The following is a 17,629-nucleotide window of genomic DNA, read 5'->3' as shown; positions in this document are numbered from 1 at the left end:
CAACAATCCGACTGGACCACGCCAACCCGTCGGCAACTGCTGTGCTGACAGCGTGATGCATCTCACAAAATGGGCTCGACGTGGCTGGTCTCCCCCACCAACGGGCGAGGGATGCGTGATTTCGGAATATTGGAAATGTATCCCTGATTTGCCCGACGGGTCAAGTTGCCTTGTCGAGCGCCGGCATCCGCCAGCTCCTTTGCATGGGGTTGTTTTCGATATTTTGGTGGGAGCCGCAGCCGCCGGGCGCGATGGTGCCACTCTCGAAGGCGCACAGGCGCAGAAGGTGGCTGCGAGCAGAAAGCGAAAGCGCCCCTGGATCCGATCCAGGGGCGCTTTGCGTTGAGAGTGCGTTCGCTGCGTTACTCGGCGACCGTCTGCACGACGTTGCCGATCGGCCGGCCCGTTGCGATCGGCTTCTCGGTCTTCGCCATCATCGCGTCGTATTCGGGCAGCGTCTCGAGCTGGGTCTTGGCCTTCATCCAGACCACCTTGTAGCCGCCGGCCTTGAGCTTGCGGAGCAGCGTCGGCAGCGCCTGCGCGGTGTGCTTCTGCAAATCGTGCATCAGGATGATGCCCTTGTGCTCCTTGTCGAGCTTGGTCATCACGTTGTTGATCACCTCGTCCGCGCTCTTGGACTTGAAGTCGTTGGAGTCGACGTCGACCGAGAACATCGCGATGTTGCGGGTGCCGAGATAGGCGGTTGTCGCCGGGGTGTGCGCCAGCGCCGGGAAGCGGAAGAACGGAGCAGGGTTGGCACCCAGCGCCAGCTTCACCGCGCTAAAGCCCTTTTCGATCTCGTCCTTGGCCTGCTGCTCGGTCAACTTCTTGCTGGCGAGATGCGCATGCGACCAGGTGTGGGCGCCGATGGTGTGGCCGGCGGCGGCGACCTGGCGCAGGATGTCCGGGTGATAGGTGGTGTGCAGGCCGATCGGGAAGAACACCGCCTTGGTGCATTCATCGGCCAGCGCCTTGAGCACGGCCGGCGTGGTCGGCCACGGACCGTCGTCGAAGGTCAGCACGACCTCCTTGTCGGTCAGGAAGTCATACTGCTTGTACTGCAGGAAACCGAAGCCCGGGCCGCCATTGGTGTCGACCACGACGGTGCGGCTGATGCCGAGCGCGTCGGGGTTGGCGCATTTGGCCGCGGCCGCGACGGGGGCCGGCGCCGGCGCAGGAGTGGCGGCCGGGGCCGCGGCCTGGGTGGCATCGGCGCGCTTCGACAGCGCTGCGGTCGTCTCGACATCGTCCCTGGCGGCCTGTTTTGCCGCCGCAGGCATCGGATCGGCCTTGGCCGCAGCCGTGGTTTGCGGAGGAGCCGCGTCGGCACGCGGCGAGGAGGTCCAGAACCACACGCCGGCGATCACGATCGCCGTTACAACACTGGCCAGCATCAGGCCCAACGCACTACGCATCGCTACACACTCTCTCGGAACTTAAGGATACGCCACAGCCGTAACGAGCGATTAATGCCAACAAGGTCTTAACGCGATCCCAACAAGGCGCCGGAAGGACAAGAAAAAGCGGGCGTTACCATGCGTGATGACCGTCACAGTCGGTTTCAAGCTTCTTCGCGGCACGGAAACGCTATAAAACCGGTCGCATTCCCTGGAGCCGTTTCCGCTCCGATGATTCGGAACGGGGCTCCGGATTCCTTATTTGACGCGTTGTCTTCACGCGAACCGCACCCCTTCGCGCGAAAACGCTTGAGAGGCTTTGAGAGATGACCCGATTTCTGCTTGCCGTCGTTCCGCTGGTTCTGTTGACGTCGGCCGCCTCGGCGCAGCAGCAGGGGCGCGATGCCTGCTCGCGCGATGCCTCGCGGTTCTGCCGCGCCCATCTCAGCGAGGGCGATCAGGTCGTGCTGGCGTGCCTGAAGGAGCATCGCAGCCGCCTCAGCAAGGCCTGCCAGCAGACGCTCGCCGATCACGGGCAGTAGACCCATCAGCTGTCATTCCGGGGCATCGCGGAGCGATGAACCTCAGATGCGCAACTGCGCATCGGGGAATCTCGAGCTGATAATCTCCAGATTCCGGGTTCGTGCTATTCGCGCGCCCCGGAATGACAATGGAGAGACTATGTACTGCTGCCCGCTGCGGTCGCGACCACCGGGATCACCTCCTTGGCGGCGCGGTCCGGGGTCTCGTCCTTCCAGCGAACCGATCCGAACGGACGCTCCAGCATCCGGCGCACGCGGATCGGCTCGGCGCCGATGTGGAAGTCGGCGGCCTTCTGATGCAGTTCGCGCTCGATCTGCGTGGCGCGGTTGCGCTGGCGCAGGAAATCGAGCCAGGTCGGGCAATGATAGCGCTCGGTCCACAATTCGGGATCGGCGATGTCGCGGGCAATCGACCAGCCATAGGCGCCGTTGCGCTGGCGGCTGAGCTGCACGTCCTGCATCACATTGTGGAAGGCGCGGGCGTTGTCCTGCGCCACCCGGTATTCGATCTCGACCACCAGCGGCCCGCTGCGCCCGCTCAGTTGCAGCCGCACCTCGGGATCGGCCAGCGCATCGGTCGCGTCCTCGTTGCGTGCGCCGATCGGCGGCATCCTGAGCCAGATGCCGAGCAGCGGCGACAGCAGCATCAGACCAGCGGAGATCAACAGCGCCATCTCGACGCCGCCGACGTCCGTGATGCGTCCCCAGCACCAGCTGCCGATCGCGATGCCGCCGGCGATCGCGGCCTGGAAGGCCGCCAGCGAGCGGCCCGCGACCCAGCGCGGCGCGGAGAGCTGCACGCCGATATTGAACAGCGCGATCGCCAGCATCCACGCCGCTCCGGCAACCACCAGCGCTGCGGCGGTGATCACCGGCTGCTTGCTCACGGCAACCGCGGCGATCGCCGCGCCCATCGTCAAAGCGCAGACGCGTATGGCGGCTTCGCCGCTGAGCCGGCTGCGAATCTCGCTGATGTTGAGCGCGCCGATCACCGCGCCCATGCCGAAGGCACCGAGCATGATGCCGTAGGTCTGCGCGCCGCCGTGCAACAGGTCGCGCGCCACCAGCGGCATCAGCGCCGAGACCGAGCCACCGATGATGCCGGTCACCATGGTGCGGGTTAGCACGATCTTGATCGACGGCGAATTGGTGATGTAGCGCACGCCGGAGACGATGGCGCGGTTCAGCCGCTCGCGCGGCAGCCGCGACGGCTCGCTGACGCGATTCCACAGGAACAGCACGACGAGCAGCGGCAGATACAGCACGGCATTGGCGGCGAAGGCGGCCACGGCGCCCGCGGACGCTACCACGATGCCGCCGATCGCCGGACCGAAGCTGCGCGCGATGTTGTAGCTGATGCCGTTCAGCGCGACCGCGGCGGGCAGCGTCTCCGGCGGCACCTGTTCGCTGACCGAGGACTGCCAGGCCGGGCCGAACAGCGCCATGCCGCTGCCGACGACGAAGCACAGCGCGAGCAGGATGTTCGGCGTTACCAGATTGAGCCAGGCCAGCACGGTCAGGCTGGTGGCGCCGGTCAGCGCGATCGCCAGCGACACCAGCGCGACGATGCGGCGGTCGTGCATGTCGGCGATGGCCCCGGCCGGCATCGAGATCAGCATCACCGGCAACATCAAGGCGGTCTGCACCAGCGCGACCTTGTCGGCCTCCGAGGTCATCTGCGTCATCGCCCAGGCCGCGCCGACGCCCTGGATCAGGATGCCTAGATTGGAGAGCAGGCTCGCGAGCCAGATTCGCCTGAAGATTGAATGCCGCAACGGTGCAGTGATACTGTCGGGGCGATCACGCGGTTCGGTCATATCCAGTTCCGGTTGGCCTGCTATGGCTTGTTGGACGATTCCGGCTGCACCAACTGATGCCCGCGAAACGCGTGTCCTGTCCAGCGATTACGGCATCCTTGGCGGGGATAGGGTACAGCTAAAGCACTGAAAGACCTGAGGAAGGCCAAGGGCAGGTCAAGGGAAGGTCGGGGGGAAGGGGCTAATGGCACTGTCGCGGCGGAGAATATTGCAAGGGGCCGGCGCCATGTCCCTCTTGGCCAGCCGCCTCGGCGCCCCGGCCTCGGCTCAACCGGCGCCCGCCGGTGACACCCCGCCGATTCTGTTCGTGCACGGCAATGGCGATCACGCCGCGCTCTGGATGACGACGCTGTGGCGGATGGAATGCAACGGGGTGCCGCGCGAGCGCATGGCCGCGATCAATTTCACCGATCCGCTGGCACGCACCGACGACAAGATCGAGCAGGCGAGCCGCTCCTCGACCGAGGACCAGCGCCGCGAGCTCGCCGAGGCGATCAGGGAGCTGAAGCAGAAGACCGGTGCGCCACGGATCGCACTGGTCGGCAGTTCGCGCGGCGGCAATGCGATCCGCAATTACATCAAGAATGGTGGCGGCGGCGACATCAGCCACGCGGTGCTGTGCGGCACGCCCAATCACGGTGTGTATGCGTGGGACGACGGGCTCGGCAACGAGTTCAACGGGCGTGGTCCGTTCCTGCGCGGACTGAACGATGGCGACAGCGAAGTGACTGTTGGCACCTTGTTCCTGACGCTGCGCAGCGACGGCCTCGATAAATATGCGCAGGCCGACGGCCGCTTCGTCGGCAAGCCGGGCACGCCGACCAACGTCACGACGGACGGCCCGGCGCTGAAAGGCGCGACCAATCTGGTGCTTGGCGCGGTCGATCATCGCGAGACCGCCTTTCATCCGCGGGCCTTTCGCGAGATCTACAAATTCATCGCAAGGCACGAGCCGTCGCGGATCGAGATCGTGCCGGAGACCGCGGTGAGGCTGAGCGGCCTCGTCACAGGCATGCCCGGCGGCGTGCCGACCAACCGGCCGGTGCCGGGGGCCACGGTAGATATCTATCATGTCGCGGCGGAGACCGGCGAGCGCATCGGCGGCCCGCTGCACAGCTCGCAGACCGGCGCTGACGGTCGCTGGGGTCCGGCGCAGGTCGACCCGTCGTGGCCGCTCGAATTCGTGCTGACGTCACCTGGTACGGCGACGACGCACATCTATCGCTCGCCGTTTACGCGCTCGTCCGAGATCGTGCATCTGCGCGCGGCGCGGCCGCTGGGACCGGCCGATGCCGGCGCAGGCGCGGTTGTGCTGATGTCGCGGCCGCGCGGCTATTTCGGCCTGCCGCGCGATATCGTGCTGTTCGACGGCAAGGAGCCGGCCGATGTAAAGCCGGGCGTGCCGACCGATTCGGTGACGACGCTGCGGCTCGCCGCGGACGATGTCGGCCGTCCGGTCGCCGCGATCTTCAACGGGGAGCGCATTATGATGCGGGCCTGGCCGGCATCGGAGAATCGCATTGCGGTCGCCGAGCTGACTTATTAGGTCTGGTGCAGGGTCCGCGCGCCTTCATGGCGCCGGGATCGCATGGCCGGATCGGCCGTCGCGTGAGGCAGGGAAGCGAGGACCATGAGCATAGCCGAGGTCTACGATATCACGGTCACGCGGCGTCCCCTGGTCCCGCCGGCCCCGCCGCGTGCGCCCGACGACATGGGCGCGTTCCAGCGCATGCGGGTGATGCGCAACTCGCCGATCGAGACCTGGGGCCAGCGCGCCTATGAGGACGATATCGTCCAGGGCCGCTTCCTCAAGCACTCGAGCTTCATCCTCAACACGCCGGATGCGATCCGCCATGTGCTGGTCGACAATTACGAGAACTACACCCGCACGCCGGCCGGCCTTCGCGTGCTGCGTCCGATGCTCGGCGAGGGGCTATTGATCGCCGAAGGGCGTGCATGGAAACACCAGCGCCGCACGCTGGCGCCGGCGTTCACGCCGCGCGCGGTGACGACGCTGGTGCCTTACATGATTGCGGCGGTCGACGAGACCATCGCAAAGCTGAACTCCGCCAGCGGCGGCCCGGTCGATCTGCGCGAGGCGATGCAGCGGATGACGCTGGAGATCGCCGGCCGCACCATGTTCTCGTTCGGCATGGATCGCCACGGCGCCGCGCTGCGGGATTTCGTGATGGAGTATGGCAACACGCTGGCGCGGCCGCACATGCTCGATCTGGTGCTGCCGTTGAACTGGCCGACGCCGCAGGATTTCCGCCGCGCCCGTTTCCGCAAGCGCTGGACCGCGTTCGTCGGCATGCTGATGGCCGAGCGACGTGCGGCCGGCAAGGATGACAACGCGCCGGCCCGCGACCTGTTCGACCTGATGGGCGCCGCGCGTGATCCTGAAACCGGCGAGGCCTTCACCGATGCCCAACTCGGCGACCAGGTCGCCACCATGATCCTGGCCGGCCACGAGACGACTGCGACCGCGCTGTTCTGGGCGCTCTATCTGCTGGCGCTCGATCCCCTGACCAAGGAACAGCTGGCGGCAGAAGTCGGGAGCGCGGCGACGTCTGGCGCGCTCGACATCGAGCGGCTGAAATTCACCCGCGCGGTGATCGACGAAACCATGCGGCTTTATCCGCCGGCGTTCCTGATCGCGCGTGCGGCGGGCGGTCCCGATACCATCGCGGGCCGTCCGGTCAGGAAGGGTGACGTAATCCTGATCGCGCCGTGGCTGTTGCACCGGCATGAGAAGCTGTGGCGCGATCCGAACGCGTTCGTGCCGTCGCGTTTCATGACGGGAACGCCGCCCGATCGGTTCGCCTATCTGCCGTTCGGGGTCGGCGCGCGGGTCTGCATCGGGGCGCATTTTGCGTTGGTCGAGGCGACGCTAGCGCTTGCGAAGATCATCGGCGCGTTCCGCGTCGCGCTGGCGGACAAGGATCCGGTGCTGCCGATCGGCGTGGTGACGACACAGCCGAGCCGCTCGCCGGTGTTTACGATCAAGCCGCGCTGATCTTGCGCGGCGGTGTCCCAATGCTCATCTAGGGGCTCACCATGAGCGATACGCAGGCCCATTTCGCAGTCCTCAGGCAGACGACCGATCCGGCCGTCGTCGATGCCATGCAGCAGCTGATCGCGGACGGTCATGACCGGGATCTCAATCGCATCAATCTGCTGGATTTCTCGAACCGCACCGGGCTCGACCAGGAGAAGGTAATCTCCGGCTTCCTGCATGCGTCGCGGCTCGGCCTGTTCGACATGAGCTGGAATGTGCTGTGCCCGGGCTGCGGCGGCGTGCTCGATGCGCATTCGACGCTGAAGTCGTTGCGCCATGACGACTACAACTGCGCGCTGTGCGCGGCCGGATACGAAGCGTCCGTCGACGATCTGGTCGAGGTCGCCTTCACCGTCAGCCCGCGCGTGCGCCGCATCGGCGCGCATGATCCGAACACGCTGCCGATCTGGGAATATGTCCGCCAGATGTTCTGGAGCTCGGGCATCGAGCTCAACGAAGACTCGCTGGAGCGCCTGCTCAAGGAGGTGACGCTGGAATCGCTGGAATTGCCGGCCGGCGAAAAGGCGCTGCTGTCGCTGCAATTGCCGAAGCAGTTCCTGATCGTGTTCGAGCCGGTGACGCACTCGGCGCATTTCTTCGACGTGCAGGGCGAGCCGACCACTGAGCGCCAGCAATTCTCGATCGTGTTCAACAAACTGCAGGCGCCGACCGGCACCACGGTGCTGCGGCCGGGGCCGCTCCGGCTGTCGCTGGACAACCAAACCGACACCCGCGTGCTGCCCGCTGTTTGGGTCGCGGCCGATGCGCTGCATGAGCTGCTCGGCAAGCGCAAGCCGATCCTCACCGCGAAGCGGATGCTGTCGAACCAGACCTTCCGTGATGTGTTCAAGGCCGACAACCTCACGGTCGACCAGCGGCTGAAGATCACCGCGCTCACCTTCCTGTTCACCGACCTCAAAGGCTCGACTGCGCTCTATGAACGGGTCGGCGATCTCGCCGCATTCGATCTGGTGCGCGCGCATTTCCACGCGCTGCTCGAGATCATCGCTTCCGAGCACGGCGCCGTCGTGAAGACGATCGGCGATGCCGTGATGGCGACCTTCATCCGGCCAGAGCATGCATTGTCGGCGGGCCTGCGCATGCGGGCGGCGATGAAGCAGCTCAACACCGCGCGCGGCAAGGAAGATCTGATCGTCAAGATCGGCATCCATGAGGGGCCGTGCCTTGCGGTGACGCTCAACGAGCGGCAGGATTATTTCGGCCAGACTGTGAATATCGCAGCCAGGGTGCAGAGCCTGTCGACGTCGCAGGAAATCCATTTGACCCAGCCGGTGATGGAATCGGCTGAGGTCGCGGGCATCCTCGATCGCGCCGCGATCAAGCCGATCCAGAAGGAAGCGGCACTGCGTGGCATTGCCGACAAGCTCGTGGTGTACGAGATACCGTAGTTGAGCACATCGTCATTCCGGGATGGTTCGTCAGGACCAGACCTCAGATGCGCAATTGCGCATCGGGGAATCTCGAGATTCCGGGTTCGATGCCTTCGCATCGCCCCGGAATGACTCAATCCATGTTGCCGAAACGTAATGTCGCAGCGGGAACTTGCGCGGATTGCACCGGTTCTGTTTCCACGCCATATAGATTTCAACGGAGCGGGATCCGGGAAAACTTGATGGCCGGAAGATCACGCTCAATTCAGGCAGGCTTCATTCCACAGAGAGAACGATGCTCGACGGACTTCGCCAATTCATTGCCGATATCGTTTCCCCCGATGCTCAGGCCGACCGCACCTTCGATGACGGCGACTATCGCCTGGCGGCGACGGCGCTGCTGGTGCATGTCGTCTCGCTGGATGGCGAGCCGACGCCTGCCGAGACGCGCAAGCTGCACGGCCTGATCGAGAGCCGTTTCCAACTCGATCGCGGCGCGGCCGACAAGCTGATCGCCTCTGCCATGCGCGTCGAGGGCGAGGCCGTCGATCTCTATCACTTTACCAGTGTGATCATGCGCTCGGTGAACGAGGAGGGACGCCTGCGCATCGTCGAGATGATGTGGGAGCTGGTCTATGCCGACGGTCAGGTCAGCGAGTTCGAGGACAATGTGGTCTGGCGCGCCGCCGATCTGCTCGGCATTTCCTCGCGCGACCGCATCGATCTCAAGCATCGGGTTGCCGAGAAGCAGGCGGCGCTGCCAAAGGGCCCATGGGGCACGGCGGACGCCGCAATCTGACGCGATTGCCCGCGCCGGCGGACGCATCGTCACCGGTATCAGGGATGACGAAATTTTAATGTCCGCCGCGATTGTGGGCGATCCGACTGAAAATCTGGCGTTTCATCACAAAACCAGTGCCTCGCCGCTGTCCACAAGCTTACACACGGCTTGCGTCCCACCGCATGCCTATGCTCTCGTCGGCTTGTTGGGGACCTCACTAGAATTTGCAGTAAGAGTTTGAAACGTGACCGAGCGTGTGACGCTGATAACCGGGGCATCGGCGGGCATAGGCACCGAACTGGCGCGCGTGTTTGCATCGAATGGTCACCGTGTGGCGCTCGTGGCGCGGCGCGCCGACCGCCTGAAGGCGCTCGCCGACGAACTCGGGGCCAAGGGCGGCGCAGCGCCGATTGTGATCCCCTGTGATCTCCAGCACGCCGATGCGGGCGACCGGATCGCGCAGGCCCTGACCGACGCCGGGGTCGAGGTCGAATTTCTCGTCAATAATGCCGGCTTCGGCCTGTTCGGCCGCGCCATCGAGCGCGACCGCGCCGAGCAGCTCAACATCATCAATGTCAATATCCGCGCGCTGACCGATCTGACGCTGCGCTTTGCCGACCAGCTGATCCGCAACCGCGGCGGCATCCTCAATCTCGGCTCGATCGCCGGATTTCTGCCGGGCCCCGGCATGGCCGTGTACTACGCCAGCAAGGCCTATGTGTTGTCGTTTACCGAGGCGTTGCGCTGTGAGCTGGCGCCGCAGGGCGTGCGTGTCACCGTGTGTTGCCCGGGCCCGGTACCATCGGAGTTTCAGGATCGCGCCGGATTTGCCCCTGGATTCGATTCCGCCATCCTCAACGTTTCACCGGAAGAGGTGGCCCGTCAGGCCTATCGCGGGTTGATGGCCAACAAGCGCGCGGTGCTGCCCGGCACCTTCATCAAGCTGGTGCCGTTCCTGCTCCGGCTGTTTCCGCGCGACTTCATCCTGACGGCGGTCGGCGGATTCCAGCTCCGCAAGCGCTAGCTGCCCTGGAAAGCCCACTCGTTGCCGCTAAGGCTGTTTCTGGCCCGCGATTTGCTTCGCTTGGCTGTGCGCAAACTCACACGATGTTAACGACCACTTAGCTATGATCGCGCCTTACGTGCCGAAACTTTAAGCAGAGGCAATGTCGTTCCGGACTGACCAGAGCCGTGTCATGGTGCCCTTCGCCAGCCGAAAGCCGGCCGCGGTCACGCCCAGGGATCAGGTCTTGGATCAGATCTCGTTGCGGCCGGTGCTGATCGTGCTGCATCAGGAGACATCGACTCCCGGCCGGATCGGCAACGCCCTGCGCGCGCTGGGTTACCGCCTCGACATCCGCCGCCCGCGCTTCGGCGACGCGCTGCCCGAAACGCTCGATGCGCATGCCGGCGCGGTGATCTTCGGCGGTCCGATGAGCGCCAATGATGGCGACGACTATGTGCGGCGCGAGATCGACTGGATCGCCGTTCCGCTGCGCGAGCAGCGTCCGTTTCTGGGCATCTGCCTCGGCGCGCAGATGCTGGCGCGGCAGCTCGGCGCCGAGGTCGCGCCGCATCCGCAAGGCCGTGTCGAGGTCGGCTATTATCCGGTCAGGCCGACCGAGGCGGGCCGCGCGCTCTGCCCGGACTGGCCGGCGCGGGTCTATCACTGGCACGGCGAGGGATTTCAATTGCCGGCCGGCGCCGACCTGCTCGCGGCGGGCGATGATTTCCCGGTGCAGGCGTTCCAGTTCGGCAACGCCTTCGGCCTGCAATTCCATCCCGACGTGACCTACGCGATGATGCATCGCTGGACCACACGCGGTTGCGCACGGATGGATTCGCCGGGCGCACAACCGGGCCATCTGCACTTCGCCGAGCGTGCCGTGCACGATGCCGCCGAGCGCGCGTGGCTGAAGCATTTCATCGACGGCTGGATCGCGCGCGTGCCGCAGCGGCAGCTGCTGCAGGCCGCTGAATAGCCGCCACGCGGAATTTCGCGCCGGCTTTTCATTCTCGTGAATGTGCTACTGTCGGCCGCCGCGCGCAGGCCGCATCGCCGCGCGTATCGATAACAACAAGGCACAGGGAGATCGCCGTGAGCTACGAGCACATCCTCTATGAGGTCAGCGACAGGATCGCGACCATCACGCTCAATCGCCCCGATCGCATGAATGCGTGGACCGCGATCATGGAGCGCGACGTGCGCCACGCCATGGAGGCGGCGGCCAACGACGAGAACGTTCGCGTCATCGTGCTGACCGGCGCGGGCCGCGGCTTCTGCGCCGGCGCCGACATGGACGCGCTGAAGGGGATCGATCCCAACGAGGTCAGGCGCGGCGAGAACATCCCGTTCGACATGAACCGCCGCGCCGACTGGCAGACGCGCTACGCCTACTATCCCGCGATCCGGAAGCCCGTGATCGCGATGCTCAACGGCGCCACCGCCGGCATCGGCCTGGTCCACGCGCTCTATTGCGATTTGCGCTTCGCCGCCGACACCGCGGTGTTCACCACCGCCTTCGCGCGGCGCGGCCTGATCGCCGAACACGGCATCAGCTGGATGCTGCCGCGGATCGTCGGCCACGCCAACGCGCTCGATCTGTTGATGTCGGCGCGGCGGGTGTCGGCCGAGGAGGCGCTGCGCATCGGCCTCGTCAACCGGCTCTCCTCGCCGGAGAAGCTGCGCGAGGAGACCTATGCCTATGCCCGCGACCTCGCCGATTTCGTCTCGCCGAGCGCGATCGCGGTGATCAAGCGCCAGATCTACGACGTGCCGTTCCAGACGCTCGCCGAAGCCACCATCGATGCCAACCGCGAGATGCAGATCGCGCTGAAGGGCAATGATTTCCAGGAAGGCGTCGCGAGCTTTGTGGAGAAGCGGCCGCCACGGTTTACCGGGACGTGAGGGGCTAACGGACAAAGTCCATCTTCGCCCTGCGGGCAGATTGCCTCGGCCCGGCTTCGCCCTTCGGGCTACGCCGCGGCAGCCTTCGCTCGCATCGCTGCGATGGACTATCCGGGCTTGCCGAGCCGAAGCTCGCGAAGCGAGCGAAGGCTGGTGGAGCCAGGCGGGATCGAACCGCCGACCTCGTCATTGCGAACGACGCGCTCTCCCAGCTGAGCTATGGCCCCATCGCGGCCGGGTGTTGCTGAGTATCCCGGCCGTCAGTCGGGCGCCATTTACAGTCCCGTCCAAGGTCAAGTCAAGAACGGTGAAAGCGCGGTTTTCGGCCTGTCCCGCCGGGAACTTCCCTTGTTTGCGGGGGGATGAACCGATATCTAGGGCGTGATCCCGACCCGGCGGACCGCCCGAGCGCCCAGTGCATAGCGGTTTTCCGAAACGATCCTGCTCAAACAAGAAGCGCGATGGCGGCTCAGTCCGGTCTCGTTGCGCTTCAATCGGTTGTCTTACCCGCGAGCCCCCCTCATATGCGCGCTGTTCTCGACATCGTCATCATCATCCTCGACCTCTATGTCTGGCTGCTGATCGCCTCCGCCATCCTGTCCTGGCTGGTCGCCTTCAATGTGGTCAACACGCGCAACCAGTTCGTTTCCGCGGTGGCCGAGTTCCTCTACCGGATCACCGAGCCGGTGCTGCGGCCGATCCGCAACGTGATGCCGAATCTGGGCGGGCTCGATATATCGCCGATCATCGTGATCCTGATCATCATGTTCATCCAGCGGGTGATCGCCTATTACATCTATCCCAACGTGATCTGACCCTTTCTCGACGGGGCCTTGATGGATCCGTGGCGCTATTCCACCGAGGGCATCAGCATCGCGCTGCGCGTGACGCCGCGCGGCGGCCGCGACGACGTCGACGGGATCGAGACGCTGGCCAACGGCCGTTCGGTGGTGAAGGTGCGGGTGCGCGCCATCGCCGAGGGCGGCGAGGCCAACCGTGCGGTGACTGAGCTGCTGGCCAAGGCGCTCGGCGTGCCGAAAGCCAGGGTGAAGCTGTTGTCCGGCGCCACCTCGCGGCTCAAGCAGGTCGCGGTGGACGGCGATCCGAAAGGGCTCGGCGATACATTGAGGAAGCTGACTGCGGCCAAGCCGAACCAGCAGACAAGGGACTGACATGACTGCCCGCATCATCGACGGAAAAGCCATCGCCGCCGAGCTTCGCGCCCGCGTCGCCGACGAGGTCGCCCGCGTCAAGCGCGACCACCAGCTCACGCCGGGGCTCGCCGTCGTGCTGGTCGGCCATGATCCCGCGAGCGAGGTCTATGTCCGCAGCAAGCACACCCAGACCCAGGCCGCCGGCATGGCCTCGTTCGAGCACAAGCTGCCGGAGGATGTGTCGCAGGCCGATCTGCTGGCGCTGATCGCGCGGCTCAACCGCGATCCCATGGTGCATGGCATCCTGGTGCAGCTGCCGCTGCCGAAGTCGCTGCACACCGAGACCATCATCAACGCGATCGATCCGGCCAAGGACGTCGATGGCCTGCACCCCAACAATGCCGGCCGGCTCGCCGGGGGCTTGGCGGCGCTGTCGCCCTGCACGCCGCTCGGCTGCATCATCCTGACCAAGAGCGTGCACGCCTCGCTGGAGGGCATGAACGCGATCGTGATCGGCCGCTCCAATCTGGTCGGTCGTCCGCTGGTGCAATTGCTGCTGAACGAGAACGCGACGGTGACGATCGCGCATTCGCGCTCGCGCGATCTGCCAAAGCTCTGCGCCCAGGCCGATCTGGTCTATGCCGCGGTCGGCCGGCCCGAGATGGTGCGGGGCGACTGGCTGAAGCCGGGCGCGACGGTGATCGATGTCGGCATCAACCGCATTCCGGTGCCCGGCGGCAAGCCGAAACTGGTCGGCGATGTCGCGTTCCAGGAAGCCCTCAATGTCGCCGGCGCAATCACGCCGGTGCCCGGCGGCGTCGGGCAGATGACGGTGGCGTGCCTCCTGGTCAACACGCTGCGCGCCGCCTGTGCGATTGCCGGCTTGGCGGCGCCGGCGGTGTGAAATGCTCCCTCGCCCCGCTCTTGCGGGGAGAGGGTTGGGGTGAGGGGCCCCTCTCCGAGATGGGACTGTCGAAAGACCTGTACCCCCTCACCCGGATCGCATTCCGCTCCGCTACATGCGATCCGACCTCTCCCCGCAAGCGGGGCGAGGTTAGTCACTTCTTCTTCGCGCGCTCGATGCCTTCGAGGATCAGCCTGCGGGCTTCGTCGGCGTCGCCCCAGCGTAGCACCTTCACCCACTTGCCCTTCTCGAGGTCCTTGTAGTGCTCGAAGAAGTGCTGGATTTGCTGCAGCGTGATGTCGGGCAGGTCGCTGTAGTTCTGCACCTTGTCGTAGCGCTGGGTCAGCTTCGATGACGGCACCGCGATGATCTTCTCGTCGCCGCCGGCCTCGTCCTCCATCAGGAGCACGCCGACCACGCGGACGCTCATCACCGCGCCCGGCACGATCGCGCGGGTGTTGACGATCAGCACGTCGCAGGGATCGCCGTCGCCGGACAGCGTGTGCGGGATGAAGCCGTAATTGCCGGGATAGCGCATCGGCGTGTAGAGGAAGCGGTCCACCACGAGCGTGCCGGCTTCCTTGTCCATTTCGTACTTGATTGGCTCGCCGCCGACGGCAACCTCGATGATGACGTTGACGTCGTGGGGCGGATTTTTTCCGATCGATATGGCGTCGATACGCATGGATTGCTCCGCGTGGCCTCTGGAAGTTGAGAACGATGTGATTTTTTGGTTGGCGCCGCCGGGCCGCGAAACGGCTCCCGGCCCGGCCTTGAGACCGGGCTGGCCGACGCGCGCAGCGCTGGAGGCTGGTTTAGCCTTGCTGCAGCTGCGAGAGAAGCAGGATTTTCAGTTGGCCCAGGCGAAAGCGACCTTGTCGAGCGACTTGGGCCCGAACCGCTCCGAAGAGCGCGCCACCATTCGGCCGCCCAGCGCACGGTAAAACTCGGTTGCCGGCTCGTTGTCGGAGAGCGCCCAGATCACCATGCTCTTGAGGCCGCTCTGCATCAGGTCGCGGCGGGCGGAGGCGAACAGGCGCCGGCCGAAGCCAAGCCCCTGGAATTCCGGCCGCAGATAGAGCTCGTAGATCTCGCCTTCGAAATGCAGGCTGCGGGCGCGGTTGCGGCCGTAATTGGCGTAGCCTGCGACCCGGTCGCCGAACACCAGCACGCTGACGCGGCTGCCCTTGCGGATGGCGCTGTCCCACCACTGCGGGCCGCGGCGATTGATCAGCTTTTCGAGTTCGGCGCCGGGGATGATTCCCTGATACGCCGAGCGCCAGGCTTCGTCATGGGTAGACGCCACCGCCGCCGCGTCTGCAGCTTTGGCCGGCCGGACCTCGATTAGCGTTGTGCTCATGGGTGTAATCAAAGCAAGTCGGCGGGCCGCCTTCAAGGTCCATCGTTAATTATCGGTTAATCTGTGGATTTTTTGCATCAGTGTCGTGAGAACTTGTTCCGAAAGAGGACACTTGCCGGAGTTCAAGCGGCCAACCGCCGATCCGGAGCTGTGCAAAGCGTGGATCGCGAGCGCAGTATGACACTGCCATAGTTGGAAAAAGCTCATTCGGGGGCTGATTCGCGGCCGGGATTCTGCGGGCGAATCCAGACGCGATGTGGGTACTCCGACCGCGCCACGCCTGCGCCGCCGCAGTGGATTTTCGCGCCCGACCGGCCTATGGCAGCGGCGGTATTTGTGCGCGCCGAAGTTGGCCTGATCACGAGCGGACTGCGATGACGCTCTACTTCCTGATCAAATATCTGCACGTGCTCGGGGCCATCGTGATCCTGGGCACCGGGACCGGCATCGCCTTCTTCATGCTGGCGGCGCATCGCACGCAGGATGTGGCGTTCATCGCGCGCACGGCGGCGACCGTCGTGATCGCGGACATGATCTTCACGCTGAGTGCCGTGCTGCTTCAGCCGGTGAGCGGCGGACTGCTGATGCTGTTGTCGGCAACGAGCATCACCGAGCGCTGGCTGGCGGTTTCGCTTGCGCTCTACGCGCTGGCCGGCGTGTTCTGGGTTCCCGTCGTCTTCATGCAGATCGAGATGCGCAACCTCGCGCAGGCGGCCGTCGAAAAAGGCCTTCCGCTGCCGCCGCGTTATTTTGCGCTGTTTCGCCGCTGGTTCCTGTTCGGTATTCCCGGCTTCGGCTCCGTGATGATCATCCTCTGGCTGATGATCGCGAAACCATTTTAGCGCAGTGTCGTCATTCCGGGACGATGCGAAGCATCGAACCGCAGATGCGCAATTGCGCATCGGGGAATCTCGAGATTCCGGGTTCGCTTCGCACCCCGGAATGACGCCAAATAGTCTGGGGCCTCATGAGTGACGACGCATCACACAACATCCTCGTGCTCGGCGCCTCGGGCCTGATCGGGCGCACCATCACCGACGATCTGCGGGCGCGCGGCTTACACGTGATCGGGGTCGCGCGGCATTTCACGCCGGCGCAGAAAATCAGCGCGACCGACATCGAGCTGCCTGTCATGTCGATGGATGCCGCGGCGCTGACGCAGCTGCTTCGCACCCATGAGGCCGACATCGTGGTGAATTGCCTCGGCGTGCTGCAGGATGGTCCGGGCAGCGACACAAGCGCGGTGCATCGCGACCACGTCGCGCGGCTGTTGCAGGCGATCGGTGACAGCCACCGCGCCATTCGTCTCGTCCACATCTCGATTCCCGGCGCTGCCGATGCGGACCGCACCGCCTTCAGCACCACCAAGCGCGAGGCCGAACGGCTGATCGCAGCGTCCGAGATTCCCCACGCGATCCTGCGCCCGGGCTTCGTCATCGCGCCGTCGGCCTATGGTGGCAGCGCCATGCTGCGCGCGCTGGCGGCGCTGCCGGTCGAACTGCCGGCCGATGAGGCCGCGACGCCGTTCCAGCCGGTCGCGGTCGAGGATATCGCCGCGACCATCGCCTGGCTTGCGGCGCGCGATGTCGCCGATGAAGCGGTGCGATCGGTGACATGGGACCTGATGCAGGAGCAGCCGATTTCGCTCGGCGGCGTCATCGCCCAGTTCCGCCGGTCGTTCGGCACGGCAAAGCATGTCCGCATCGCGACGCCGCCAGTCCTGATCGATCTCGGCGCCCGCCTCGGCGATCTCGCGAGCCGGCTCGGCTGGATGCCGCCGCTGCGCTCCACCGCGATCGCCGAACTGCGCCGCGGCGTCACCGGCGATCCCGCAGGCTGGATGCAAGCGACCGGCATCGTGCCGACGACAATCGCGCAAGCGGTCGGCGGCCGCCCCGCGACCATTCAGGATAAATGGTTCGCGCGGCTGTTCCTGATCAAGGCGCTGATCTTCGCAAGCCTCGTGCTGTTCTGGGTCGCATCCGGCTTCATCGCGCTGGTGATCTCCTATGACGCCGCGGCGGGCATTTTGCGTGCGCACCATTTCCCGGCGGCGCTGGTCGGGCCGGTGACGGTGTTGACCAGCCTGATGGACATGAGCATCGGGGTGCTGATCGCGATCCGTCGCACCGCGGCGTTCGGTCTGATCGCAGGCATCGTCGCCTCGCTCGGCTACATGGCGGGATCGGCGATACTGACGCCGGATCTCTGGATCGAGCCGCTCGGCGCGCTGGTGAAGACGGGACCTGCGATCGTGCTGATGCTGGTCGCGCTGTTGATCCTGGATAACCGGTAGCGTTTTCGAGCGAAGTGGGAG

At 65.3% G+C, this 17,629-nt stretch carries 17 protein-coding genes and 1 tRNA gene; 13 read left to right on the top strand and 5 right to left on the bottom strand.

Annotation, left to right across the window (positions count from 1 at the left end):
• Positions 1 to 362: 362 nt before the first annotated feature.
• A complete protein-coding gene (locus tag ACVMIH_RS27120) occupies positions 363 to 1,415 on the bottom strand; it encodes a polysaccharide deacetylase family protein (protein WP_456864043.1) in 1,053 nt (350 codons plus the stop codon).
• 308 nt (positions 1,416 to 1,723) lie between these two features.
• Here ACVMIH_RS27120 and ACVMIH_RS27115 point away from each other — a divergent pair, with 308 nt between their 5' ends.
• Positions 1,724 to 1,939 carry a hypothetical protein gene (locus ACVMIH_RS27115; protein ID WP_456783059.1) on the top strand — a complete coding sequence of 72 codons (216 nt, stop codon included), beginning with the start codon at positions 1,724 to 1,726 and terminating at the stop codon, positions 1,937 to 1,939.
• A 137-nt stretch (positions 1,940 to 2,076) separates the two neighbouring features.
• On the opposite strand, the gene ACVMIH_RS27110 is transcribed toward ACVMIH_RS27115, so the two are convergent.
• Positions 2,077 to 3,756 carry an MFS transporter gene (locus ACVMIH_RS27110; protein ID WP_456864040.1) on the bottom strand — a complete coding sequence of 560 codons (1,680 nt, stop codon included), beginning with the start codon at positions 3,754 to 3,756 and terminating at the stop codon, positions 2,077 to 2,079.
• 184 nt (positions 3,757 to 3,940) lie between these two features.
• On the opposite strand from ACVMIH_RS27110, the gene ACVMIH_RS27105 reads away from it, so the two are divergent.
• The 7 genes from ACVMIH_RS27105 (at position 3,941) to ACVMIH_RS27075 (ending at position 11,894) form a co-directional block, all read left to right on the top strand.
• Positions 3,941 to 5,302, top strand: a complete 1,362-nt coding sequence (locus tag ACVMIH_RS27105) for a hydrolase (RefSeq protein ID WP_456864037.1) — start codon at positions 3,941 to 3,943, stop codon at positions 5,300 to 5,302.
• 84 nt (positions 5,303 to 5,386) lie between these two features.
• A complete protein-coding gene (locus tag ACVMIH_RS27100) occupies positions 5,387 to 6,772 on the top strand; it encodes a cytochrome P450 (RefSeq protein WP_456864034.1) in 1,386 nt (461 codons plus the stop codon).
• A gap of 41 nt (positions 6,773 to 6,813) precedes the next feature.
• Complete coding sequence (locus ACVMIH_RS27095) at positions 6,814 to 8,223, top strand: adenylate/guanylate cyclase domain-containing protein (RefSeq protein WP_225642287.1); 1,410 nt, start codon at positions 6,814 to 6,816, stop codon at positions 8,221 to 8,223.
• A gap of 277 nt (positions 8,224 to 8,500) precedes the next feature.
• Entirely contained in the window at positions 8,501 to 9,004 is a 504-nt protein-coding gene (locus ACVMIH_RS27090) for a tellurite resistance TerB family protein (RefSeq protein WP_016847256.1), read from the top strand.
• A gap of 226 nt (positions 9,005 to 9,230) precedes the next feature.
• Entirely contained in the window at positions 9,231 to 10,010 is a 780-nt protein-coding gene (locus ACVMIH_RS27085) for an SDR family NAD(P)-dependent oxidoreductase (protein WP_076834982.1), read from the top strand.
• 142 nt (positions 10,011 to 10,152) lie between these two features.
• Positions 10,153 to 10,968, top strand: a complete 816-nt coding sequence (locus tag ACVMIH_RS27080) for a glutamine amidotransferase (RefSeq protein WP_456864031.1) — start codon at positions 10,153 to 10,155, stop codon at positions 10,966 to 10,968.
• 116 nt (positions 10,969 to 11,084) lie between these two features.
• Positions 11,085 to 11,894 carry an enoyl-CoA hydratase gene (locus tag ACVMIH_RS27075; RefSeq protein WP_456854179.1) on the top strand — a complete coding sequence of 270 codons (810 nt, stop codon included), beginning with the start codon at positions 11,085 to 11,087 and terminating at the stop codon, positions 11,892 to 11,894.
• Positions 11,895 to 12,045: 151 nt separating this feature from the next.
• Here ACVMIH_RS27075 and ACVMIH_RS27070 read toward each other — a convergent pair.
• Positions 12,046 to 12,121, bottom strand: a tRNA-Ala gene (locus ACVMIH_RS27070).
• A gap of 297 nt (positions 12,122 to 12,418) precedes the next feature.
• Here ACVMIH_RS27070 and ACVMIH_RS27065 point away from each other — a divergent pair.
• From ACVMIH_RS27065 to folD, 3 genes are read left to right on the top strand one after another with little or no spacing between them, the layout of a single operon-like run.
• Positions 12,419 to 12,709 carry a YggT family protein gene (locus tag ACVMIH_RS27065; protein WP_016847252.1) on the top strand — a complete coding sequence of 97 codons (291 nt, stop codon included), beginning with the start codon at positions 12,419 to 12,421 and terminating at the stop codon, positions 12,707 to 12,709.
• A gap of 21 nt (positions 12,710 to 12,730) precedes the next feature.
• Entirely contained in the window at positions 12,731 to 13,066 is a 336-nt protein-coding gene (locus ACVMIH_RS27060) for a DUF167 domain-containing protein (protein ID WP_456854181.1), read from the top strand.
• 1 nt (position 13,067) lies between these two features.
• Entirely contained in the window at positions 13,068 to 13,952 is an 885-nt protein-coding gene (gene folD / locus ACVMIH_RS27055) for a bifunctional methylenetetrahydrofolate dehydrogenase/methenyltetrahydrofolate cyclohydrolase FolD (RefSeq protein WP_253625278.1), read from the top strand.
• A gap of 154 nt (positions 13,953 to 14,106) precedes the next feature.
• Here the strand turns inward: folD and ppa are convergent, their stop codons facing one another.
• Positions 14,107 to 14,637 carry an inorganic diphosphatase gene (gene ppa, locus ACVMIH_RS27050; RefSeq protein WP_028337382.1) on the bottom strand — a complete coding sequence of 177 codons (531 nt, stop codon included), beginning with the start codon at positions 14,635 to 14,637 and terminating at the stop codon, positions 14,107 to 14,109.
• Between the two features lie 165 nt (positions 14,638 to 14,802).
• Positions 14,803 to 15,312, bottom strand: coding sequence for a GNAT family N-acetyltransferase (locus tag ACVMIH_RS27045; protein WP_028343770.1), 510 nt, complete (start codon positions 15,310 to 15,312; stop codon positions 14,803 to 14,805).
• A 374-nt stretch (positions 15,313 to 15,686) separates the two neighbouring features.
• Between ACVMIH_RS27045 and ACVMIH_RS27040 the strand changes: the two genes are divergently transcribed.
• Both ACVMIH_RS27040 and ACVMIH_RS27035 read left to right on the top strand, forming a co-directional pair.
• Positions 15,687 to 16,154, top strand: coding sequence for a DUF2269 family protein (locus ACVMIH_RS27040; protein WP_456854183.1), 468 nt, complete (start codon positions 15,687 to 15,689; stop codon positions 16,152 to 16,154).
• Positions 16,155 to 16,279: 125 nt separating this feature from the next.
• Positions 16,280 to 17,608 (top strand): SDR family oxidoreductase, encoded by a 1,329-nt coding sequence (locus tag ACVMIH_RS27035; RefSeq protein WP_456854185.1) that lies wholly within the window; start codon positions 16,280 to 16,282, stop codon positions 17,606 to 17,608.
• Positions 17,609 to 17,629: the final 21 nt, after the last annotated feature.

The sequence above is a fragment of the Bradyrhizobium sp. USDA 4503 genome, from assembly GCF_054055815.1.
The sequence above is the reverse complement of the archived record's forward strand: the minus strand, read 5'-3'. Positions and strand labels throughout refer to the sequence as shown.